The following is a 23,468-nucleotide window of genomic DNA, read 5'->3' as shown; positions in this document are numbered from 1 at the left end:
TCTCCTTTTCATTGTATAAAGAATGCGTTTTCAATTAATTGATGTATTTCTATAGTAACGCATTATTCAGCCGTTCGCTTGTTGGCAATTTTGACGAACGGGAAATAAATGATAATCGCTACCACAATACAAATAATCTGAGTTACGACGGCGCCAATGCTTCCACCTGTAGACAGGTAGGCATTAATAATAGGCGGAGTAGTCCATGGAACCATGACGACGGCTTTACCTGCAAATCCAAGCAACGTCGAGAAGTAACCAATCGTTCCTGTGATGAGCGGAGTAATAATGAAAGGGATAGCCATCAATGGATTCAACATAATCGGAAGTCCAAAAATGACAGGCTCATTAATATTAAACAGACCCGGACCCAACGAAAGCTTTGTTATTTCCTTCATATCTTCACGCTTGGAAGCGATCATAATACAAATCAAGAGAGCCAGCGTAATTCCTGAACCACCGATACTCATGTATACGTCCCAGAAAGGCATCGTAATAATGTTCGGAATGGGCAGTCCTTGCTCATAAGCAGTCATGTTGACGGTAATCGCGCCAAGCAGCAGGGGTTCACGAATGGGCTTTACCATTTGGTTCCCGTGAATACCGATCACCCAGAAGATTTGCGCAACCAGCATCAGCACCAGTATACCTGGCAGTCCCTGTACTACGGTCTCCAGAGGTTTTTGCACCACATTATAGACGGCATCGTACAGGTAGAGACCTGTAAACTTATGAAAGAAAAATCCGAGCATTGAGAAGACTGTCACCGTTATGATGGTTGGTATCAATGCAGAAAAAGAAACGGCCACATTGCTGGGAACACTTTCAGGCATTTTGATTTTTAGCTTATCGGACTTGCCCAACTTACTGTACAGCTCAACGGATAGGATGCTTATGAAAATACCTAAAAACAAGCTCTTGGTATCCGTAAATTGACGGGCTAAGACGTCTGTTACTTTTTGCATGTCACCGTTAACCATCAACTCTATCGTGGTTGGTGTCACAGAGATAAAACAGATTAAAGCAAGCAAACCGGGGAAGAGATTTTTCTCACCGTTAATTTTTCCTAGCTCCAGACCAATCATGAAAATAGCCAGAATGGTAAGGATATTCAAGCTGGCATAGTTAATGCCCGAGAAAATCGGTTTGTACTCAGCCAGGAATGAGAACGGCTTAAAATGCGCAAGGCCATTGACCGGGTCCATGACCATATTAGAAATCAATACAGCAAAGGCACCGACAATAATAACAGGCATCAATGTGATAAAAGCTGATTTGATCGCTATAATATATTTAAAATTATTGATTGCATTTGCTACCGATGTGAGGCCCTCGACCAGTTTGTCTTTGAATGCCATGGGATAGCGTCCCTCCCTCTACAATTTCGGTACGAATTGATCAATGCGTTCATACAGGTCTACAAACTCTGAGGCCATATCGCGAATGGTGATGGCATTCATCAGATGATCTTGAGCATGTACCATCATGACGGACATCTCTGTTTTTTCACCCGCTGCTTCCTTGCGGATAATTCTGGTTTGAATTTTGTGGGAGGACACCAGTTCATTTTTTGCTGTGGCTAATTCATCTTTGGCTTCCCGAAATTTCCCCGCCTTTGCAAGCTCAATCGCCTCCATGGCCGAGCTGCGTGCATTCCCTGCGTATAATATAATTTGGAATACAATCTCTGTATCATCCATGTCCTCCATGTTCACGGCGTGCTCTGTAGATTCATCATTATTCACGTGATCCTCTCTCCTTTCAATCATCCTCGTCGTATGGCTATTATAATTTGGAATCGCTTTCAACATAACGCACATTATTTCCTCTTCTTAACGGAAATAAATTGTTCTTCATACTCCTCATGTTCAACAATTTTTATGCAACACTTCTATGAATTCTGTATATGATTTGCAGCGAATAAGCTGCTGGACGAGCTGTTCATTATTTAAAATTTCAAGCAAAATATGATACATAGTCTGTAAATCTTCTGATTTGGTGCGCTGTATACAGAGCATACAAATAAACTGTACCGGCTTGCCATCCCAATCGATTGCTTTTTGTAATGTACAGATGGCCCAAAACGTAGAATCTGCGAAAGGTTCCATCGGATGCGGGATCGCGACCAAGTTGCCAAATGAAGTGGGGGAAACGGCTTCACGCTCTATTACAGATTGCAGGAGGGGGCCTTTTACAAGATCTGCTTCGTGTATTTTTTCGGCTATAAATTCAAGCACTTGGAGTTTGTTCTCAAACTTCTGCTGAAGAAAGACCAATTTTTTTCGTACATACTGCACAGCAGGAAGTCTGGCCTCAGAAATGGCTTGCTCAATTTTAGTAATATCGGAACCGCCTAAAAATGTATTCACATGGATCATGGGGATAGAAAGCGGTTCTGAAATGGGGATCGTGCTAATGACAAAGTCCAGTGTATCCAAAGGCATTTGTTTCAGCTTATAAAATTCAGTGGTTCCCACGATATCCAATCTGGAACCGAAGACCGATTGAAGCTTATAATACAGCAGCTTAGCGCTGCCGAGTCCAGAAGCACATACGATCATACATCTTTTGGGCGCGTCCTCCATTTTCTTTCTTTCCATCGCGACTCCGATATGAATGGCTAAATACCCAATTTCATTTTCCTCGATGTGTATATGAAGCCGCTGCTTGATGACTTCCGCAGCAATGATACCTGCTTCAAAGGCAAGCGGGTAATTGGCTTTGATTTCATCCAGCATAGGATTACGCAAATTCATTCCGTATTGATAACGGTTAATGACCGGTTTGAGGTGAAGGCAAAATGCAATCAGCAATTCTTGATCGTTATGAATGTTCATCTTCAACTGCTGATCAATTTGGTCTAGTATTTCGATAGTCAGTTCGTAGATATCTTTATCAATGATCTTTTTAATCTCCACCTCATCCATACGGGCACTAACGACGGTCCTTACACCCAACAGGTGAACAGCAATGTACGCAACTTCAACAAGTGGAAAGGAGTGCTTCATGATTTGTTCCAAGGCGGATACGATCTCAGTCGCCACCCTAAACTCTTTCTGCGCTTCAATTTTTTTCATCTCTTGCGGATAATACGACACATACCTTTCTTCGCGAATACGCTTACATGCTATGGCGATATGAATGACCAGATTGTTCAGGGCAATGTCCGACAACTGAATATCATGGAAATCAATACGATCCAGAATCACTTCTCTTATGAATTCCATCTCTTCGTTAGAGATCAGAAGAGGTGGTGACACCTGTTGCTCGCCTATTTCATCTAACCTGTTAAATATATAGTCGGAAATGCAATAACGCAGCTTGGCCTCATTACCTTTGACTCGAATACCATGATAGGGTCTATTCTCCAGAGATAGTCCGTAAGTTGCCAGTAACTTGCGCAGTTCTTTGAGGTCATTCTGTAAAGTAGATCGACTAACATACAGGATCTCGGCTAAATCATCAAGTTTGACATATGCATTGGTAAGCAATAGCTTTTTCATTAAAAAACGGTTTCTAGCTTCAGAAGAACTCGCTAATGGATAGGGCACATGATGATCATAATCCTTTAATTGCTTCAGTAGATGATGAAATGCTTGTTCGTCCCGAACCTCTAACTTGTAGCCTGTTCCTTTAAGGGGCTTAACTGCTGCTCCATGCTTTGACAACAGAGCACCCAATTCCTTTAAATCCGTTCGTATCGTTCGAGAAGATACCTTCAATGCATTTGCCAAGTGTTCTCCTTTGACCATCTGTTCTGCAACCAGTATACGAAGAATATCAAAAATACGCACAACGAGCCCCCTTTCTTAGCTGTTCTGATGAACAGTATACAACGGTTAGAGCGTAACCAAAAGAAGGATTAACAGCAGCGTGAATGCTAGATGACCTTGACACACTAGCAGATTCGGGGATATAGTGGATACAATAAGTCTTTGATTGAGGTGTAGTTATGAAATTTACAAAAGCAACGAATTATGCTCTGCACACTATGCTCATGCTCGTTACTGATTCGTCGGTGAAGCCGGTAGGTGTTCAGCAACTAGCCGAATCCCAAAATGTTTCACCAACTTATCTTTCGAAAATTTTGACAAGGCTTGTGAAGGCTGGGATGATCGAATCGGTTTCTGGAGCCAATGGAGGCTATCGACTTTCTCGTCATAAAGAGGACATTACCTTTTTGGATATTATCCATGCCATTGAAGGAACCAATTCTTTGTTTGAATGTGATTTTGTCCACGGCTCCGAGTGCCTGATTCAAGCTGTAATGAGGGAAGCAGAGGAGAAAATGGAACGACATCTTAAAAATACGAAATTGTCCGATTTGGCGCAAAAGCAAACGCAAGTTTCAAAGTAAGCGACTTTATATAGAAAGAGGGTGGTTGCCAGTTATGTAAAGCTTTTTTTTGTTTTATTGCAGACATAAAGAGTCTTTAATATCTCTTAAAAGGAGTTGGGTGTTATGCTGTACGATTGCGCTATTATTGGCGGAGGGCCCGCCGGATTGAATGCAGCCCTCGTGCTTGGCAGGGCCAGAAGAAGTGTGGCTTTGATTGATAATAATCGGCCCAGAAATGCGGTTACGCATGCGTCGCACGGTTTTATTACGAGAGACGGCGTAACGCCGGCCGAGTTCCGCCGTGTAGCTTATGAGGAAGTGTTGCGTTATCCGTCTGTCCATCATCTGCAAACCGAGGTTGTTTCGATTACAAAAAACGAATCTGGCTTTGAGGTACTTGATTCGTCAGGCCATCGCGTTCAAGCGCGGAAATTGATATTGGCGACGGGCGTAAAGGAGATATTCCCCGAGATTGAAGGTTTTTATCCGTTATACGGGAAAAGTTTATTTAATTGCCCTTATTGCGACGGCTGGGAGTTGCGGGATCAACCGCTTGTCCTCGTCTCTGAATCGGCAGCTATATTTCATACAGCCAAACTACTCCTTAACTGGAGTAAGGATTTGATCGTCTGTACGAATGGTCAGGCATCCCTGTCGGACGAGCAAAAAGAACGGCTCTATTCTAAAGGAATCATCGTAATGGAGCAACCTGTTGCGGCGTTCATCGGTCACAATGGAAAGCTTGAGCATGTGCGCTTTACGGATGGCACTCAAGTCCCGAGGGTCGGCGGCTTTGTGTCTCCCCAGTTTGTACAAAGTGCACCGTTTGGAGAACGTTTGGGCTGTGAAAGAACGGAGTCGGGCGGGATCAAGACGGATGAAGCGGGGAGAACCTCCATACCTGGTGTATATGCTGCTGGGGATTCATCGTACTTCATGCCTTCCCAGTTGATTTTTGCCGCGGCCGACGGCAGTCGAACCGCTGCGAGCGTAAATATGGATTTGACAGAGGAAGATTTCAACGAATAACGATAAATTTGAATATCCCATATGGAGTCCGAAAATAGAAATGGCCGCCAACACGGCGGCTTTATTCTAAAATCATAGAGAGAGCAAGCAATAATAAACCAATGATCATAGGTCATTTCAAGGCTACACAAGATCTTCTTTCAATAACCTCCGTATTCACAAGAACCTGGGTATGATGCCCCTGATGATTGTTAAGCCTCTCCATAAGCAAGTTTACAGCAGTTCGGGCCAAAATATCCTTTTTCACATGAATGGTTGTGAGTTCCGGGCTAATGACCTTGGCTTCATGAATATTATCAAATCCCATGACGGAAATTTGCTCAGGCACTCGAATATTCATTTCTTGAAACGTTTTAATGGCACTGATCGCCATATAATCATTTTCACAAAATAGGGCCGAAGGTAGCTCATTCAGTTCATGAATAGCTGTTTTAAATGCGTCCTGTGACATCACAAGCATGGGATGCATATCAAATGTAAGCCCATTTTCTATGGAAAGATTGTGCTCCTCTAAAGCCGCCATAAACCCTTCCTTTCGTTTTGTAAAGTTAAGAATCCTCGTACTGGATTGTACGTATCCTATCTTTCTGTGTCCTGACTGAATTAAATATTGGCCTGCCTGATACCCACCAAGATAGTTGTTAATAGATACGAAACTGGCATCGACGTGTTCAAAGCAAGTATCCAGAATCACAATATTGGAATGAATGGATTGTATGGAATGAATAATCTCAGAAGTTAAATTGGTACCAAGCAGAAGTATGCCTGAAGAAGGCTGATCTTTTTCCAAAGCAGATAATTCTTCTTCGAGGCTATGGCTATCAAAAGACGAAAAAATCAAGGTGTTTCCATGTTCTCTCACCTGATTGGTAATATGATGAATTAACTCGTTGAAAAATGGAAGTGAATCATAATGCTCTGTTACGATGTCTGTATTTTTACAGGCCACAAAGCGTATCACATGATGATTTTTAATAACTTCCTTGCTTGTCTTCATGGTGCGTGGTTTATATCCATGCTCTTGAGCTATTTTTAGAATTTGCTCCTTGGTTTCTTCACTGACTCCGGGTTTGTTATTAAAAGCAAGAGAGACAGCAGATTTTGAAACACCTGCAAGCCTTGCAATATCATCAATTTTCAATGTGGAACCCCCTATTGAACTAAACTACATAAATTATATCATTACTCTGGAAGAAAGTTTAGCTTATAAACTAAACTAAACTAAATAACTAAAAATAAAAATTCGTTGACCATTTATGATTTATAGTGTTAATATTCAAGTGTAAAGCGCTTTAATTTAGTTTATTTTGCGAAATAATCATATAAATTTAGTCGTTTATTTAGTTTTGTTTAGATAATTTTGTGAATACAGCAAGAGAGGAAGGGTGATTTATTTGAGTTTAAACATGGCTGAAAATCAAAGAAGTTTTACAAAAGAGGAAAAACCTTTTTTTTATTTGGCAGATACGGTTTGGAGTGTATTTACCAACGCGACGATAGAGGAGTGGAGCGATTATCTTGACTATCGGAAGATGCAAGGTTTCAATGTGTTGCAAATCAACATGCTCCGACAATGGGATGCAAGTGAATCGGATCTGAATCTACAGCCATTTGCATTACTGGAAAATGGGGATTTCGACTACCATACATTAAACGAAGCTTATTTTGACCGGGCAGAAATCATGTTGAAAATGGCTGTAGAGCGTGGATTTGTTCCGGCTCTGGTTCTATTGTGGTGTAACTATGTGCCGGATACATGGGCTGAAATGTTCCAAAAGGGTAATAAAATGCCGTTTGAATGCGTTGAACCCTATGTAACGTACGTCGTAAACCGTTTTTCTCCATTTGATCCTATTTTTCTGATCAGCGGGGATAGTGATTTTCCGACCGAACGTGCCAATTCCTATTATCTAAAAGCACTGGAAATTGTACAACAATTAAGCCCTGCAAGCTTAACTACGCTGCATATTCAAGGAAGATTGAGAGAAATTCCTCCAGCCTTTGAGAAACACCAGGGTCTTGGATTTTATATGTATCAATCAGGACATAATTCCGAGTTTCAGCATGTGGGCCATGAGATTGCTCAACATTTCTACCATAAGCCGGATATACGGCCTGTCATTAATGGAGAGCCATGTTATGAACAAATTAGTTATAGCCGCAATGTGTATGGCAGATACACAGCACTGGATGTCAGAAAAGTAGCATGGCAAAGCCTCCTTGCAGGCGGGGGTGCGGGCATTACCTACGGAGCACATGGCATTTGGAGCTGGCACAAAAAAGGAAAGAAATTCGGCATTGTAGAGGGGGAAGGATTCGATAGTCCCTATGATTGGAGAACAGCATTGCGATTTGAGGGCGCATGGGATTATTCCTTTATTAAATATTTGTTTGAAATGTATAACCTGATTGGCGTAAAGCCGTTGGATATTGTTTTAAACAAGACAGAGGAAATCAGAGCTGCGGGGAACGAGAATACCATTGTCTTGTATGTCCCGGTTAACACGAAGGTACGGCTAAGTATCAACGTGCAGGATTACAAGTTTACAACGATTGATTTAGCCGTGAAGCGGTTTGCCCAAACCGACGTGTCCGTCCAAAAGGATCAATCGGTGCTAGACATGCACAGCTTTGAAAGTGATGTTGTCATCATCGGAACGAAATAAAAACAGAGAAGAATGTGGATGGAGTGAAGCAACATGTGGAAAATCGGCGTCATTGGAACGGGATATTGGTCGGAAAAACATATAAAAGCATGGCAGTTTATCTCGGATGTAGAAATCCAAGGATTTTGTGATCGAAATAAAGGCTTACTTTTTGAAAAAGCAGCTCAATTCCATATCCCTACTGAATATTGTTATACCAGTCTGGAGGAAATGCTAAGCGAAGCGGATATTGATGTCGTGGACATCATTACACCTCCTGAGACACATCTGGAACTGGTTCGACTGGCGGCCGCAGCCGGAAAACATATGATGTGTCAAAAACCTTTTGCACGTTCTGTAGAGGAAGCTGAGCAAATTGTAGGTATTGCTGAAGCAGCAGGAGTCAGACTTATGGTGACCGAAAATTGGCGTTGGCTTGAGCCTTTTCAAATTATAAAAAAATTGCTGGCAGAGAATATCGTTGGGAATATGAATGTTATACGTTATACGCATACCGATTTTTATTCGCCGAGGTTTGCTCCGGAAAAAGAGCTGCCGCAGCCATTTTTCAGAGATATGCCCAAGCTCTTGTTTTATGAAATGGGAGTTCATTGGCTGGATACTTGGCGTTTCTTATTCGGTGAACCTCAGCGTTTGTATGCGGAAACCAAGCGAGTCAGCCCATACACACAGGGAGAAGACACGGGCATTATTATGTTAGGTTATGAACATTATTTTGGCCTCATGGATATGAGCTGGGCGACTCGTAGGGAACTGAATGGGCAGCTGCCGGAGCAGGTCCTTCCCGATCATAAAGAACAGCTGGTGATTGAAGGCGATGAGGCTACCCTAAAACTGTATAACACAGGTAAATTATCTCTCATTAATAATCAGGGAGTCGAAAAAGTATTGGTTGAAAAGACTGAATTAAACTATGAGGAAAGCCATAAAAAGCTACAGGCTCATTTTATAGATTGTCTCAACACGGGAAAAGAATTTCAAACGAGTGGTCACGACAATATCAAGACCCTTCAGCTTGTATTCGACACCTATGACAGCGCAGAAAATCATAAAGTTCATGTGTATTAAGAGGCAACAGGATGTCCATTAACGATATTGTGATGTATGTTATCGCTCTTTTTTTAGTGCTGGGTGCATTGGATCAATGTTTGGGAAATCGCTGGGGGTTGGGACAAGCCTTCAACAATGGGCTTATGACCATGGGTTCTCTTGCCCTAGTCATGATAGGAATTGTTTCCTTGGCTCCTGTACTCGCCTCATGGTTGATTCCTATTGTTTCACCATTATATGTGGCAATGGGTGCCGATCCGGCATCCTTTGCCAATACGATATTGGCGGTAGATATGGGAGGATACGCGCTTGCGGCAGAAATGGCGCACAGCCAGCAAGCGGGCTTATTTTCCTGGGTTTTTCTAGGGACCATGTTTGGCCCAACGCTCGTATTTACGATTCCGGTTGCCCTCGGCATTTTGGGAAAAGAGGATCATCCATATTTTGCAAAAGGAATCTTAATCGGTATCAGTACAATTCCCGTTGGTTGTTTCATAGGGGGAATAACCGCTGGTTTTGACGTGATAATGATTTTAAAAAATCTGATTATTCCCATGCTTCTTTCAATAATCATTATGCTGGGTTTACGTCTATTTACGGAGCTTACGATCCGATTGTTCAAGTGGTTTGGTAACGGCATTAGGCTTCTATCCCTTGTCGGTTTGGCAGCGATTGGGGTCGAAACCTTAACTGGATTTGTGATTATTCCCAATATGGCTCCGTTGTCTGTCGGTGTGCAAACGGTTGGAACGATTGCTATTGTATTAGCGGGTGCGTTTCCGTTGGTTGCTTGGATTACAAAAATATTTAAAAATCCGCTTCAACGGGCAGGACGTTTGCTAAGCATAGATCCATCGACTACTGCGGGTCTTGTGGCTAGTCTTGCTCATAACATTCCTACGTTCACTTTAGTCAAAGAGATGGAGCCCAGAGGCAAAGTGATCAGTATTGCTTTTGCTGTCAGTGGATCTTTCGTTCTGGGGGGACATCTTGGCTTTGTAGCAGGAATGGACAAGAATATGGTGATTGCCATGATCGTGGGTAAACTTGCAGGCGGGATCAGTGCCGTAATTGTCGCAGTTATAGCACATCCAGCTACTACGAATAGAAAAATAGAAAGCGCATCCAAGAAGGAGTGAACATGATGGATCATAAAAAAACAGCCAAAGAAGTATGGAGTGCCGTGGGCGGAAATGAAAATGTGAACAGTGTCATTCACTGTGTCACTCGATTGAGATTTAAACTGAAGGATAATCAATTGCCAGATAAAGAAAAGATCAAGCAGATTGACGGTGTCATTACCGTTGTAGAAAGTGGTGGCCAATTTCAGGTGGTCATCGGGAATGAGGTTCCCAAAGTTTATGAAGCTCTTTTGGATACAATGGGAGTAAAGCATGGAGATCAGATGGTTGAAGATGATCAAAAGAATGAAAAAGCGAGCCTATTCAGCCGCTTTGTCGATGTAATTTCAGGTGTGTTCATGCCCGTTGTGGGTGTGCTCGCTGCTGTGGGGATTCTAAAAGGACTATTGGCCTTATGCACATCCCTGGGCTGGATGACTGATCAGATGGGCACGTATAAAATTTTATATGCGACAGCAGACGCAATGTTTTATTTCTTTCCGGTTATTCTAGGGTTTTCAGCAGGTAAAAAATTTGGAGGAAACCCGTATCTGTCTGCCGTTTTGGGAGCAGCGATGGTGTACCCGACCATTACTTCCGCCTTTACGGATAAAACGGCGTTGTCCTTTTTGACCATACCTGTCGTTCTGATTAATTATACTTCTTCTGTTATACCTATCATTATTGGAGCGTTCTTGGCAGCTAAGGTCGAAAAAATGATAAGTAAGTATGCACCTGCTTCCATTAAAATGTTCATGGTGCCTTTTCTGACTTTGGTCATCATATCACCGCTTGTTTTTCTGGTTGTCGGACCGATAGCAACTATAATCAGCGATGGGTTAGCCAAAGGCTCCATGTGGATTTACCAGTTAAGTCCGGCTGTAGCTGGTCTCGTTCTGGCCGGGTTCTGGCAGGGCATTATTATCTTCGGTCTGCATTGGGCATTCATTCCAATTCTCCTGAATAATGTAGTCACGAACGGGTTTGATCCGATTAACGGTATGCTTTTCTGTACGACTTTTGCGCAAACAGGTGCGGCATTTGCTATCGCTTTGAAATCACGGGACCCTAAATTAAAACCTATCGCCACTTCTGCCACAATTGCGGGTTTGATGGGGGTTACTGAACCAGCTATTTACGGGGTTACTTTACCCGCCAAAAAACCGTTTATTTTAGCCTCGATCGCTGGAGGTATAGGAGGAGCTGCTGCAGGCTTACTCGGCTCAACGGCATATGGATTTGCTTCAGGCGGCATTTTTGGTATACCTCTATTCATTAATCCAAAAGGCATGGATGCAGGCTTCATCGGCTTTATTATATCTTTGGTTGTAGCTTTTGTAGTCGCATTTATTTTGACCTATCTTTTCGGTTATAAAAATGCAAAACCTGCGTCTGAGATTAAAATTGCAGATGAAAACAAAGAAGTAGAAAAAGCGGTATTCAGTCCTCTACACGGTGAATTGATTCCTTTAACTGCAGTAAAAGATGAAGCTTTTTCCAGCGGTGCGATGGGCCAGGGGGCCGCAATTATTCCGAAAGTAGGAGTAGCCTATGCGCCATTTAACGGAACTGTTGTTACCGTTTTCAAAACCAAGCATGCCATCGGTCTTATTTCTGAGGATGGAGTTGAACTGCTCATTCACATTGGGATTAATACGGTCAGCTTGAAAGGAAAACATTTCACTTCCTTTGTGTCTGAAGGGGATACGATTCAAAAAGGGGACAAGCTGGTTGAATTCGATCCCAAAGCTATAGGGGATGAAGGATATGATATTACCACATCCGTCATTGTAACCAATACAGCCGTGTACACGGATATTTTAGTTGAAGATCCCAAGGATATTCATGCAGGAGACCGCTTACTAAAGATTAGATAGATTCCAATATTCCATAATAAAAAGGCAAGTTAAAGCTGACGATGGCCCGTATATAAAAAGGGTTGTCGTCAGCTGTTTTTTAGTTACCTCACACCCAGCGTGTTCATCATCTGCCTGAAGGAGCGCACATATTTATCCGGTGCCAACAGACTAACGATTCGCTCCAGCCCTTTCCTGCGGATAGATTCGCGTTGAGGTACGTTGTTCATTAGGTCTAGTCCTTGCAGTATCGCCTGCAAGATGTCTCCCTGCTGATAAAATTTACCGGTTTCGTTGTGGTCAATAAATGCTCGTACTCCGTCTGAATCAGAGCTTAATACCGGGCAACGACAGGCCATCGCCTCAGCAACCGCATAGCCGAAGCCCTCTACCAGCGAGGTCGATAGCAGGTAGCCACCTGAGTCGCCAATCATGGAATAATACAGAGGCATTTGGGCATGAGGCACACTTTGAAAACGCTCGATCACCGAGGACATGCCAAGCTGAGCAAGCATTTTTTCGAATTGTATTTTATCTTCTGGCTGTGACAATGTGTCGTCATAAAACATCCAAATCCGAAGGTCCGCACGATTTTGTAGCATCCAGTAAGAAATGTCGATAAAATGCCTCCAGTTCTTGTTGGGCTCCAACCGCCCCACCCAGGCAATAATCGGATTGATCGGAGGAGTGTTAGGTACATAATTAAATACGCTGGTATCCAGTACGTTTGGAAATACATAACGATTAAGCCATGGACACATGTCGGTAAATAGCTGCACCAGATGAGTTGTATTGGGCAAGAGCACCGCGTTGGCATGTCTCTGAAGATACGGAACTGCATCCGCGACCACCCAAGCAGCCTCTTCGTGAGAACCAAAGCCCTGCGATTCATAGATTAATACCCCCTGATAGCCCAACATTCGCAGTCTGGGGAGCATAGGATAATCCGATGAGACGATAATTGCATCATAGCGGTTAGTCATTACCAGCATTCGAATTTCTTCTTCAGAGGAAGTCATGAATACAGGAATATCGCCGTTCAGGTTTTGCATCCCTGTACCTTGCTGATAATAGAGAAGATGACATTCAATCCCGTCCTGCATGAGCACTTTACAGCGTTGGCGGTTCAAGGTTTCTACGCCGCCGCTCGGTATATAAAAAGTAAATAGAACTTTGATCTCAATAACCTCCTTTGCCAATCAAAAGCTCCTATACCAAGTTATTCAACTAACAGAACGGGGTGTGGGTTTCTATGGAAGCCTAGATTGAATTAGCGCATAATTATGGCTAAGGCGAGAATCGTCCGGGGAGCGCTCTGTTGCTTCTCTCGCATATTCACAAGCTTTGTGTAAAAGGCCTAACTCGTAGCAAGCGAGGGCACCAAGATCATACAGTGTGGCGTCCCAGCAAAAATCTTCTTGCATGTACGTATCGGGTCGTGTTGAAATACGCAACGCTTCTTCAACCATATGATAGACGGCGGACCAGTTCCGTGTATGATAAGCCAGCTGAGCCATTTCCGTGTAAGGTTCACGTAAATACGGCGCTTCCGCAATAGCCCGGTATAACCAACGTGTTGCCTCCTGCCATTGTTCACTTGCTTTATAGGCTCTAGAAATAAAGCGCATCGAAGCGCTGCGTTCATCTGCCCAGCGTGCCTGCGGCATGGCAAGATGTTGTTGCAATGTAGTAATGCACTCATCCCAGCGGCCATGATACATATATTCTCGCCCCAAGTAATGCATGTTGCGGTCATCCTCGGGAAACTCGCGCACAGACTGCTCCAGCAGCGGAAGGTATTGGCTGCGGGATTTGTGCGGATCGGGATCATGATACAAGCGGAGCTGATCGGATCGAATGCTACGTTCTTCACCCTCCCCGATATATTCAAGCACCTCGTGAACCGGGCGTACCCAGCGGTAACCGTGACGAGTGTGTATTTTTTCTTTCCAGAACCATGTATAAACGGTATCTTGCCCAGGCTGTCCATGCGTAAAGGCATATAGCATCCGGGTAGTTCCTTCCTTCCAGTTACGTTCCAGCCGCGACCGCCAACCTTCCTCCCAGACTTCGTCCAGATCCGTGCAGACACAAATATCTATATCGTCAGGGACCAGCCGCAGGGACTCATTGCGAGCCTTGTCAAAACGCCAAGGATTTACCTCGATACGATGCACCTCTGCACCCGCTTCGCGTAGCAGGGAAACAGTATCGTCTGTAGAGCCGGTGTCCGCTACAATGACAACATCGGCTTCACGCATGGTGTGCATCCAGCGTTTGGCGAATCGGGCTTCATTTTTGCTAATGGCATAGACAGCTATCTTGTACCGATTCGATTGTTGCATTCCGCTTGCTCCTCCTTTGACTTACTTAAAGATTGAGGGGTGAGTATGGGAGACATCTCTATTGGGGAGGATTCAGGATTGAGCTGAAAAATTGCCGATTATGCAGGACATGCGGGTCGTTGGGAACGTACATTGCAGCTTGTTCGTTGTGCCAATTCGCACGTGTGTAATCCTTCATCCGAAAATGGCAAATGCATAGCTGGATATGAGGAAACCACGTTTGGTACGCGTCCTGCACCGGGCCCATCGTGTCGGGAGGATTCAGAGTGGTAGCCATGTCGTACCAATAAATAGCTTTGGAGATCTCATTTTTATGCAAAAAATAATGACCTATCCGACAGCATAGATCTGCCCTGGGCGTATCGAAGGTCAAACTATGGAGCGCCGCGGTAATACTTTGCTCCAGCTTGCCAAGTTGTTGCAGACAGTCGGCCATTTTGCTACATGCACTAATCGCATCCTCTACCCAGCACTGTCCGGTATCCAGAAAATTCTGGTAAGCCTGCACGGCTTGCTCATATCTTTCATTATCTCTTAACTCGTTAGCGTAGTAGTAGAGGTCACGAGGAGAGAAGGCATGACCTTGGGCGAGCAACTTCTCATAAATTCGCAGATTTCTTCCTGGAGAGACTGTATGTGTTCTGGTGTGAGTTATGGAGATATCGGCATGTTGAATATTCCCGTCTACGGCGAGGTACTCATGCACGGCTCCGTGCCAACGGAATCCGGCTGACCTTCTGATCAAGCGGTTTCGGCGAAAATGTAGGGTGACATTGCCATGATCATCAAAGCCATAATGATAATTCATAGACACGGAATCGACGGTTGGTACGGCTGAGGAATCAAGGGTTTGCTTCAGCTCAAGCAGCTTGACGGCATCCTGCTCCTTCAAAATATCATCGGCATCAAGCCAGAGAATGTACTCCTGCGTAGCTTGCTCAAACGAATAGTTACGTGCAAGGGCAAAATGATCTACCCATTCAAATGGAAAAATTCGATCCGTAAAGTTGCGACATATGTCAATGGTCCGATCCTGTGAACCTGTGTCCACGATGTTGATTTCATCCACAATAGAATGGATCGATTCCAGGCAACGGCCAATGGTATTTTGATCATTTTTGACGATCATGCACAGGCTGATACTGATCAATTGAGCATCACTCCTTTGGGAACCATCTGAGGGTTCGGGTCAATCATAAAGTTGGATTTAAAAGGGGTTTGATTTATAGAAGCCCTGCCACAATCGCGGCAGGGCAAGGATGACAAAGCCTTAACATGCTGTGCGGCTTTGTCGATAAGGTATGGTATATCGTTTGAAATCTACGATGTGGTAATAATAGGAGGTTAGAGTCCGGTAGGTCCAGTCGGTCCAGTTGGCCCCGTAGGTCCTGTAGGTCCAATCGGTCCAGTATCACCCGTAGGCCCGATCGGTCCAGTAGCGCCCGTGTCGCCAGTGGCACCGGTAGGTCCAACAGGTCCAGTAGCGCCAGTGTCGCCTGTAGCACCTGTAGGTCCGGTAGGTCCAATTGGACCTGTAAATCCAAGGCCAAATGGCCCCGTTGGCCCTGTAGGTCCAATCGGTCCTGTGTCGCCAATCGGTCCGATCGGCCCGATTGGTCCAGCAGGTCCGGTAGCACCAGTGTCACCCGTAGCACCCGTAGGTCCGACAGGTCCAGTAACACCAGTGTCGCCCGTGGCACCCGTAGGCCCGACAGGTCCGGTAACGCCAGTGTCGCCCGTAGCGCCAGTAGGCCCGACAGGTCCGGTAACACCTGTGTCGCCCGTGGCACCCGTAGGCCCGACAGGTCCAGTAACACCAGTGTCGCCCGTAGCACCCGTAGGCCCGATAGGTCCGGTAGCGCCAGTGTCCCCCGTGGCACCCGTAGGCCCGACAGGTCCGGCAGCGCCAGTGTCCCCCGTGGCACCCGTAGGTCCGACAGGTCCAGTAACACCTGTGTCGCCCGTGGCACCCGTAGGTCCGACAGGTCCAGTAACACCAGTGTCGCCCGTGGCACCCGTAGGCCCGACAGGTCCAGTAACACCTGTGTCCCCCGTGGCACCCGTAGGTCCGACAGGTCCGGTAACACCAGTGTCGCCCGTGGCACCCGTAGGCCCGACAGGTCCGGTAACGCCAGTGTCGCCCGTAGCGCCTGTGGCACCCGCAGGCCCCGTAGCACCTGTAGCGCCACTAGCGCCTGTAGCACCAGTTGGGCCGGCAGGTCCGGCTGGACCCACAGCTCCAGCTGCACTTGCTTTAACAAGAGCAACGGCATCAATAGCTACATCAGCGGTGTTAGCCAAGGCGTTTTTACTAATAACCAAAAAGGCATAGGCTGCGTTGGCTGGTACAGGAGCTGTTACTTCGTATAGGCTTTGCCATGTCCCATTCACAGCGTCTGGTAATGTACCTGCACTCAAATAGGTAGTTAGCCCCGTGCCAAGGAAGCCAAAGGTTGCGTCATAGTAATACAGAAAAATGTTAACTTGAGGACTGGACAGACTTCCTATTTTTGCAGCTGAAAGGCTTAACGTATAACTTTCGCCTGGTGCAGCAAAAACGACCTGGGAAAGAGATGCATCTACTGCGCCTCCTGTCAGGATCGCACTATAAAAGTTTGTCTTTTTTACAGATAAGTTAGTGACAGTCACATTGACAGAGCTCCAAAAAAGGGTTGATCCGATCTCGAAGTCGCCGTTAGAAACTAGATTGGTAAACAATACACTCATCGCTTTTATACACTCCCTTCACACGTTGTAATGATAGTAGATGCGAATCCATACCTTAGCGAACCGTACAAGTTTCTGAGGGTAGATGTGTAATTTTGTGTTCACATTTCAGACACATTATTTTAAGCTTCTATTTAAGTGACGTTAAGCTGGAGTTATATGTGGGGGATTATTATTAGAATTTAAAAGTGTAGCATAAGGTGCGAGGAGACCGCTCCGCGAAGGCTTTGGGCTTCCGATCGCTGTTGCCGTGGGATTTTTTTGTGATTAATAAGACATGTAAAGGTAAAAATCCCAAGGCAAAGGCGAACGCTGGCGCTTCTCCAGCTCCAAATCCTCCGCTTCGCTGCTACCCGCTACTGATGCAACATTTTAGGTGGGAGGGAAGTAGGGGAGCAGCAGGGAGAAGATTACGATAAAGGAAAGGGTGGAACATGTGCTCAAAGTGCAGCAGGTGAGCAAGTGGTATGAGGGCAACCGGGGTGTACATAAGCTGGATTTTGAAATGCAGCGCGGTGAAATTGTTGGTTTCCTGGGGCCGAATGGTGCGGGTAAAACGACGACGATGCGCATGATTACAGGGTATCTTCAACCCAACGAGGGAGTGATTACGATTGATGGTATCCCGATTCAGGATAAGGGCAGACAGGCCCGTTCCAAAATCGGTTATCTGCCGGAGACTCCCCCTTTGTATGAGGATATGTCCGTAAGATCCTATTTGAAGTTTGTAGCTAGTATTCGGGACGTGCCTGCGAGAGAGCAGAAGCTGCGTATTTCGGAGATGATTTCCAGGCTAGGACTGAATGGGCGGGAAAAACAATTAGTCCGCAGTTTGTCCAAAGGGTATAAACAGCGCTTGGGACTGGCAGGTGCGATTATTCATAACCCGGATTTACTGGTGCTGGATGAACCGACTTCGGGTTTGGACCCCAATCAGATTTTGGAGATTCGTCAGCTCATTCAGGAAATTGGCGAAAATCATACGGTATTGCTAAGTACACATATATTGCCTGAGGTGGATGCGTTATGCAATCGTGTTCTCATCATCCATGAAGGGAAACTGGTCATGGATGGGCGCCCTGACGCGCTCGGCGGTTCGATGGAAGATGGATTCAAGGTGAAGGTGGAGGTCAGAGGGAAGCGTGAGCAGGTGCTGGATGTCCTGCGTAATTGGGGAAAAGTAGAGGTTGAATCTATGGCGGCCACGCAGCCTCCAGCGAACACGAAGCTGACTGCCGCAGAGCCAGATATGACCGGATTGCTACTCACAGGAGCCTCCGGTGAGGATTTTCGCGAAGAACTATTTTATGTGCTGTCTGATGCGAAGCTTCCGATTTTGGAGATGAAAAAAGAAAGCCTTAGCTTGGAAAATATCTTCCAGCAGTTAACGACCCGCGAGACGGAAGAAGGTCAGGTCAGCGATCCAGCAGTACAAGATCTACATTCCTCGGAGAATGCAGCCCCTACGGCTATCACGGTGGAGCATGGAGATGCTGCGTCCGGCGACGATAAGGCTGAAGAAGATAAGGATACAGGAGGTAATCGGTCATGAGGCGTTTGTTCGCGGTCTGTCAAAAAGAGCTGCAAGCCTATTTGTGGACACCAACGACCTATTTTGCGCTTGCAGTGTACATGCTGCTGACGGGGTTACTTTTTTATACAAATTTTGTTATGTATCAGCCTAGCATTCTGGACTATCGGCTGGTACTCGGTGACACCTTGTCCATGCTGGTGTTCGTCGTCCCATTACTTACGATGAGGCTGGTTGCGGAGGAATTCAGGCAAGGTACGGATGAACTGCTGCTTACCTCACCTGTGAGTGTGACGGAAATGATCGTGGGTAAATTTTTGGCGTCGCTGGGCATGTTGCTCATATTAGTGCTGTGCAGTCTAGCGTATCCGGTCGTGATGTCCTTTTATGGGTCGCTGGATTGGACACTGGTATTTACATCTGTGATCGGTCTATTTATGCTTGGCGCAGCCATGATGGCGATCGGCTTATTCGCTTCGACGCTTTCACAGCATCAGATGATGTCGGCGGTCGTCGGTTTTATTATTTTACTTGTGTTCTGGATGCTGGATTCGTTTGGTGGACAGACGGGTGCATCTGCGGCGGTACAGCAATGGCTGGAACCTTTTTCACTAACCGCACGGTTTGACAGTTTCACCAAAGGATTGCTGAATGGAGCCGATGTGATGTACTACGTGACGGTGGCGGTGCTCTTTTTGCTATTCAGCATCCAGGTGGTTGAACGGAAACGGTGGAGGTAATGAATATGAAAAAATGGCTGGGTCATACCAATAGTGTGGTACTATCAGTTGCTGCTATAGGTATTTTTATTTTATTGACGTTATTTCTGCGGTCGTTAGGGGGCTTTCAACTGGATCTGACGGCAGGCAAGCAGTATACGCTGTCTGACCAAACGTTGACGACCATCCAAGGTGTAAAGGAAGACGTACGGCTCATTGCTTTTACCGTATCTACTTCACAAAATCAGAAGCTGAACCGGGATGTTACGGACATGCTGAATGAATATGCCAAGCGTAACAACAAGCTTAAGGTCGAACAATACGATCTGAATCAGGAACCGATACTGGCCAAGCAATATGGTGTTACTTCAGCATCTATTGTGTTGGTGCAGGGGGAGAAGAAGCGGGTTATAGATATTGGGAGTCTATTTACGCAAGCTCAGGGGAGTGGTGAAGGGGCATACCAATTTACCGGGGAAGAAAAGCTGACTAGTGGACTGCTGGGATTATCATCTACCCGTCAAGGGAAAGTGGTCTTTCTAACTGGACATGAGGAAATCCCATTGTCCCAAATGACTGAATTAAGCAGCTCACTGTCACAAGATAATGTGAAAACAGAGGAAGTTCAGCTTAATCAGGCGGGTAGCGTGCCCAAAGATGCGTCTGTATTGGCTATTGTCGGACCAGAACGTGATATCAGTGCAACGGAACTGAAGAGTATTCGTACGTATCTGAATGAAGGCGGAAAGCTTTTTATGGCACTAGGCTTTCACCCGAACATGGGGGCCGATTGGAAAAACCTTGATGCATTAGCAGCTGATTATGGAGTGAAGGACACTCATGCCATCGTGGTGGATCAGGAACAGACGAATACACTTGGACCTCTATGGACGGTTCCTACCTTCGGCAGTCATGCGATCACCGATAAGTTGGCGGCTTCCAATCTGTACCCGGTTCTTTCACTGTCTATTGCTTTGCAGGCAGGAGAGCAGAAGGATTGGAAGACGACGCTTTTGATGAAATCTTCTGCAGCCAGCTATGGTGAAACGAATATCCAAGGACTGCTGAACAACGAAACGCAAAAGGATGACAAGGACCCGCAGGGGCCGCTGAATCTCGGTTATGCGGTAGAAGGGAAAGACGGCAAGCCCAAAGCCGTTATTCTCGGAACGTCGGCCCTCTTAAGCGACACTGAGATCAGCACAGGAGGCAATCGAGACTTTGTGCTGAACAGTCTGAATTATGTGCAGGAACACTCTGATGGACTCACCATTCGTCCTCGTCAGGAGCAGGATTATAAGGTAGCGTACTTGACTCCTGCACAAGCGAAAACGATATTGACCATATCTGTCATCGGATTGCCGTTGCTGTTCGCGGTCATCGGAATCTTATTATGGTGGAGGCGAAGAAGAGCATGAGAAAATGGATACCCACAGTGCTACTGTTAGTTGTATTGGGAGCGGGTATAATCTATGCAAAGAGCCAAAACTTCTTTCGTGAACAAGCGCCGGCGGCTCGCCAGCTGGTTCAGCTTACGCAAGGGGATATTACGTCTTTCGCGATCACTGGAAAGGACGGCAAGTCGGTGGAACTTGAACAACATGATGGTCAATGGAGTATGAGCAAGCCACGGACTTACCCATTAAACCAATATACAATAGACAATTGGCTAGCGGCGATTCAAAATGTAAAGTTGGGTGAAGTGGTGGAATCTTCTCCTAAAGACGTAGCCAAATATGGGATCAGCTCTACCAATGATCAGATTGAGATTAAGACCAAGAAGGGTGACGTTCGTACCTTTGCCTTCGGTGAAACGTTGCCTTCCGGAGAGGCTGTTTATGTATTATCAGACAAAAAAGAGATAGCTTCTGTACCTATAGATACACTTTCAGGGTTGTTGCTGGGTGCTGATGATTTTATAGATACAACGCCGTTCGATTGGGACGATACCAAGCTGAGCGGAATAGAGTGGGAAGGCCAAAATGCTTCATGGATGCTCAAATCCTCCGGTAACAGCGGAACCGGAGACAGTGCTTCCACATCTTGGACGCTGAACGGAAAGTCAATAGCCAGTGACACGGCGACTTCCCTCTCGCAGCAAATCAAAAACCTGGCCAGCAGTCAGGCCTTGCGCAAAGCCTCTGAGCTGAACAAGCCTGTTCACCGCTTTACGCTGAGCATATCGCTGGGTAAGGATGATTCCCAGCTGGTCTATCAGGGCTGGACGCTTAACGATGATCCAGATACCGTATGGATTGTACCGCCACAAAGTAACTGGGCTTATGGTCTGTCAGTATCTGACGTGAACCGTGCTGAACAGAATGGACACGACCAAGCTCAGACTGGAAAATAATCATTAGAATTAAATTAACGCACAAAGAGGCTCCAACGGCGGATGATCGTCGTCTGGAGCTTCTTTGTGTTCGTTACTCGTCAGGTTTGCTGCTTTTGGAAGAAGAATTGTTAGTGTCGTTTAATTCTTGGATAACCTGAATCAGCTCATGAAGTGAGAGATCCAGCTTGTCCAGCTTTTCCTCCATCGTGTGCAGGATGTGCCGCAACAAAATAAAACAAAGTCCAGCCGGAAAGCCTACGTTGGTAACCAGAGAAAGAGCATCATCCATTTGCAATGTATTCCCTCCTTTTTAGCCATATATAAAGGAAGGTAAATTAAAAGAACCATATACAACTGATTGTAAAAATAGTATAATAAATAAGAACAAGTGTTCTGATTTTGGTTGTAAAATAGGTTTGGAAATTACCCTATAGTATGAGGATTAGAAAAAGTCAAATCCAAAGAGAAAGGGTGATTTACAATGGATCAGTCTCAGCTAACATTGGTGGAACAATATCGAAAGAAGCTGTACCGCATTGCCTGGAGAATCCAGTATCGTGCTCGGGTACAAACCAATCATGAATTTGTAATGGAAAAGAACGAAGCCGTCAGTACCCCATCCTTTACAGAATCTTCAAACTCTAATATGTACACATTACAGCTTATCAACTCTCTATCTTCTGAGATCGGAAAAATGATCATCTTTGACCTTTACATACTAGATAAAACCGAAGCACAGATTGCAAAAGAGTTAAAGCTATCCCAACAGGCGGTGAATAAATGGAAAAAGAAAATGCTCAAAGAGTTATTTCGGATGCTGAGTTCGTCCAATTGCTAAAATTAGTACGAAGTGGAGATCAGGAGGCCATGTATAGGATACTTCAATTGTTCGAGGAAGACATTCAAAAGACCAGTCGGTATATTCGTATGTCCCGTGAAGATGCTGTCCAAAGCATTGTAACTGATTTTATAGAAGAACTGCGACAAGAGTTAAAAACAGTTCAATAGAAAAGTGGACAATGGATATAGCCTTGGCTATCCTTATCCGTAGGTTTACTTATTTAACGGAGGGCTTATAAGTTTATGAGTGATAACAGGGCTTCTTTTGAGAAAAGTATGAAGATGTACCCAGTCAACAGTATTCGTTCCAATGTCATCATTCTTGTTTTATTACTGTTAGATCTGTTTCTGGTTATCCCCTTAGTGGGAAATCCATACATTGCAGTTTACGTTTATGTACTGTTGCCACCGATTGTTATGATAAACATTTGGGCTCTAGTACTGGTCATCATGCCACGCAAATTGCAGTTGAATTACATTTTATTCCGTGGTGTATTTGGTTTGATTTGTTCTATAGGCTTCATGATCATGACACAAAAGTTTGCTTATGGCATGTTGGGTCTGGATACTTCATGGTATTTTATAGGTTCCTTTGCCCTTTATGGAGTCGCCTTGTATTCCTTTATAAAATATAATTTGGCGAAATTCAAAGATCCTTCAGAACATAAGAAGAAACCAAAAGTTAAGGAAAAAAACAAGAGAGCGCCTGTAGTGACGATCACCACATTTACTGGGGCTGGTTATCTGATAGCTAATGTTTCCCTCGGATTTGCTACACAACAATTAGTTGCCACAGTATTGATCAGTGTATACTCCATGCTGGCATTTGTTCTTTTCCATTTTATTATGGATTTACACCGCTACTATTGGCTTCATAAGCTGAGGAATCAGACAACGGATTGAACACAAC

Annotated in this window: 22 protein-coding genes; 13 read left to right on the top strand and 9 right to left on the bottom strand. The window is 45.0% G+C overall.

The window, feature by feature from the left end; all coding sequences use genetic code 11:
• Positions 1-62: 62 nt before the first annotated feature.
• From ACL9RM_RS14270 to ACL9RM_RS14260, 3 genes are all read right to left on the bottom strand, one after another.
• The gene (locus ACL9RM_RS14270) at positions 63-1,358 is read right to left on the bottom strand and encodes a PTS sugar transporter subunit IIC (RefSeq protein ID WP_250266578.1); all 1,296 of its coding nucleotides are present in this window, start codon (positions 1,356-1,358) and stop codon (positions 63-65) included.
• An 18-nt stretch (positions 1,359-1,376) separates the two neighbouring features.
• Entirely contained in the window at positions 1,377-1,700 is a 324-nt protein-coding gene (locus tag ACL9RM_RS14265) for a PTS lactose/cellobiose transporter subunit IIA (RefSeq protein ID WP_061830123.1), read from the bottom strand.
• 168 nt (positions 1,701-1,868) lie between these two features.
• Positions 1,869-3,794, bottom strand: coding sequence for a BglG family transcription antiterminator (locus ACL9RM_RS14260; protein WP_081112451.1), 1,926 nt, complete (start codon positions 3,792-3,794; stop codon positions 1,869-1,871).
• 158 nt (positions 3,795-3,952) lie between these two features.
• Between ACL9RM_RS14260 and ACL9RM_RS14255 the strand changes: the two genes are divergently transcribed.
• Complete coding sequence (locus ACL9RM_RS14255; protein ID WP_061830056.1) at positions 3,953-4,357, top strand: Rrf2 family transcriptional regulator; 405 nt, start codon at positions 3,953-3,955, stop codon at positions 4,355-4,357.
• Between the two features lie 105 nt (positions 4,358-4,462).
• Positions 4,463-5,368, top strand: a complete 906-nt coding sequence (locus ACL9RM_RS14250) for an NAD(P)/FAD-dependent oxidoreductase (protein WP_061830055.1) — start codon at positions 4,463-4,465, stop codon at positions 5,366-5,368.
• A gap of 112 nt (positions 5,369-5,480) precedes the next feature.
• Here ACL9RM_RS14250 and ACL9RM_RS14245 read toward each other — a convergent pair whose 3' ends face one another.
• Positions 5,481-6,509: a LacI family DNA-binding transcriptional regulator gene (locus ACL9RM_RS14245; RefSeq protein WP_061830054.1), complete on the bottom strand. Its 1,029-nt coding sequence runs from the start codon at positions 6,507-6,509 to the stop codon at positions 5,481-5,483.
• 244 nt (positions 6,510-6,753) lie between these two features.
• Here ACL9RM_RS14245 and ACL9RM_RS14240 point away from each other — a divergent pair, with 244 nt between their 5' ends.
• Genes ACL9RM_RS14240 through ACL9RM_RS14225 form a run of 4 tightly spaced genes read left to right on the top strand, consistent with a single transcriptional unit; the run spans position 6,754 to position 12,082 of the window.
• The gene (locus tag ACL9RM_RS14240) at positions 6,754-8,034 is read left to right on the top strand and encodes a DUF4038 domain-containing protein (RefSeq protein WP_250266577.1); all 1,281 of its coding nucleotides are present in this window, start codon (positions 6,754-6,756) and stop codon (positions 8,032-8,034) included.
• Positions 8,035-8,067: 33 nt separating this feature from the next.
• Positions 8,068-9,102, top strand: a complete 1,035-nt coding sequence (locus ACL9RM_RS14235) for a Gfo/Idh/MocA family protein (protein ID WP_250260511.1) — start codon at positions 8,068-8,070, stop codon at positions 9,100-9,102.
• Between the two features lie 11 nt (positions 9,103-9,113).
• Positions 9,114-10,223, top strand: a complete 1,110-nt coding sequence (gene eutH / locus ACL9RM_RS14230; protein WP_250266576.1) for an ethanolamine utilization protein EutH — start codon at positions 9,114-9,116, stop codon at positions 10,221-10,223.
• A 5-nt stretch (positions 10,224-10,228) separates the two neighbouring features.
• Positions 10,229-12,082, top strand: a complete 1,854-nt coding sequence (locus ACL9RM_RS14225) for a beta-glucoside-specific PTS transporter subunit IIABC (protein WP_250268958.1) — start codon at positions 10,229-10,231, stop codon at positions 12,080-12,082.
• Positions 12,083-12,165: 83 nt separating this feature from the next.
• On the opposite strand, the gene ACL9RM_RS14220 is transcribed toward ACL9RM_RS14225, so the two are convergent.
• The 4 genes from ACL9RM_RS14220 to ACL9RM_RS14205 all read right to left on the bottom strand — a co-directional run bounded on the left by ACL9RM_RS14220 (position 12,166) and on the right by ACL9RM_RS14205 (position 17,133).
• Positions 12,166-13,260 (bottom strand): glycosyltransferase family 4 protein, encoded by a 1,095-nt coding sequence (locus ACL9RM_RS14220; protein ID WP_250266575.1) that lies wholly within the window; start codon positions 13,258-13,260, stop codon positions 12,166-12,168.
• Between the two features lie 51 nt (positions 13,261-13,311).
• Entirely contained in the window at positions 13,312-14,406 is a 1,095-nt protein-coding gene (locus ACL9RM_RS14215) for a tetratricopeptide repeat-containing glycosyltransferase (RefSeq protein WP_061830049.1), read from the bottom strand.
• A 58-nt stretch (positions 14,407-14,464) separates the two neighbouring features.
• On the bottom strand, positions 14,465-15,556 hold the full coding sequence (locus ACL9RM_RS14210; protein WP_250266574.1) for a glycosyltransferase: 1,092 nt from the start codon (positions 15,554-15,556) through the stop codon (positions 14,465-14,467).
• Positions 15,557-15,750: 194 nt separating this feature from the next.
• Complete coding sequence (locus tag ACL9RM_RS14205; protein ID WP_323873121.1) at positions 15,751-17,133, bottom strand: NTTRR-F1 domain; 1,383 nt, start codon at positions 17,131-17,133, stop codon at positions 15,751-15,753.
• A gap of 436 nt (positions 17,134-17,569) precedes the next feature.
• Here ACL9RM_RS14205 and ACL9RM_RS14200 point away from each other — a divergent pair, with 436 nt between their 5' ends.
• Genes ACL9RM_RS14200 through ACL9RM_RS14185 form a run of 4 tightly spaced genes read left to right on the top strand, consistent with a single transcriptional unit; the run spans position 17,570 to position 21,736 of the window.
• Entirely contained in the window at positions 17,570-18,685 is a 1,116-nt protein-coding gene (locus tag ACL9RM_RS14200; RefSeq protein WP_250268957.1) for an ABC transporter ATP-binding protein, read from the top strand.
• Positions 18,682-19,404, top strand: coding sequence for an ABC transporter permease (locus tag ACL9RM_RS14195; RefSeq protein ID WP_013311725.1), 723 nt, complete (start codon positions 18,682-18,684; stop codon positions 19,402-19,404). Before ACL9RM_RS14200 ends, ACL9RM_RS14195 begins: the two co-directional genes overlap by 4 nt.
• A 5-nt stretch (positions 19,405-19,409) precedes the next feature.
• Positions 19,410-20,801: a GldG family protein gene (locus tag ACL9RM_RS14190; protein WP_250266573.1), complete on the top strand. Its 1,392-nt coding sequence runs from the start codon at positions 19,410-19,412 to the stop codon at positions 20,799-20,801.
• Positions 20,798-21,736 (top strand): DUF4340 domain-containing protein, encoded by a 939-nt coding sequence (locus tag ACL9RM_RS14185; protein WP_250266572.1) that lies wholly within the window; start codon positions 20,798-20,800, stop codon positions 21,734-21,736. The genes ACL9RM_RS14190 and ACL9RM_RS14185 overlap by 4 nt, the downstream gene beginning before the upstream one ends.
• A gap of 73 nt (positions 21,737-21,809) precedes the next feature.
• On the opposite strand, the gene ACL9RM_RS14180 is transcribed toward ACL9RM_RS14185, so the two are convergent.
• Positions 21,810-22,007: a YvrJ family protein gene (locus ACL9RM_RS14180; RefSeq protein ID WP_223822138.1), complete on the bottom strand. Its 198-nt coding sequence runs from the start codon at positions 22,005-22,007 to the stop codon at positions 21,810-21,812.
• Between the two features lie 192 nt (positions 22,008-22,199).
• Between ACL9RM_RS14180 and ACL9RM_RS14175 the strand changes: the two genes are divergently transcribed.
• The 3 genes from ACL9RM_RS14175 to ACL9RM_RS14165 all read left to right on the top strand — a co-directional run bounded on the left by ACL9RM_RS14175 (position 22,200) and on the right by ACL9RM_RS14165 (position 23,461).
• Complete coding sequence (locus tag ACL9RM_RS14175; RefSeq protein WP_250266571.1) at positions 22,200-22,556, top strand: sigma-70 family RNA polymerase sigma factor; 357 nt, start codon at positions 22,200-22,202, stop codon at positions 22,554-22,556.
• Positions 22,499-22,726, top strand: a complete 228-nt coding sequence (locus ACL9RM_RS14170) for a helix-turn-helix domain-containing protein (RefSeq protein WP_081112418.1) — start codon at positions 22,499-22,501, stop codon at positions 22,724-22,726. Before ACL9RM_RS14175 ends, ACL9RM_RS14170 begins: the two co-directional genes overlap by 58 nt.
• A 75-nt stretch (positions 22,727-22,801) precedes the next feature.
• The gene (locus tag ACL9RM_RS14165) at positions 22,802-23,461 is read left to right on the top strand and encodes a hypothetical protein (RefSeq protein ID WP_250266569.1); all 660 of its coding nucleotides are present in this window, start codon (positions 22,802-22,804) and stop codon (positions 23,459-23,461) included.
• Positions 23,462-23,468: the final 7 nt, after the last annotated feature.

It is taken from the genome of Paenibacillus sp. S29, from assembly GCF_049319765.1.
Lineage (GTDB): Bacteria > Bacillota > Bacilli > Paenibacillales > Paenibacillaceae > Paenibacillus > Paenibacillus polymyxa_B.
This window is presented reverse-complemented; position numbering and strand designations above follow the sequence as displayed.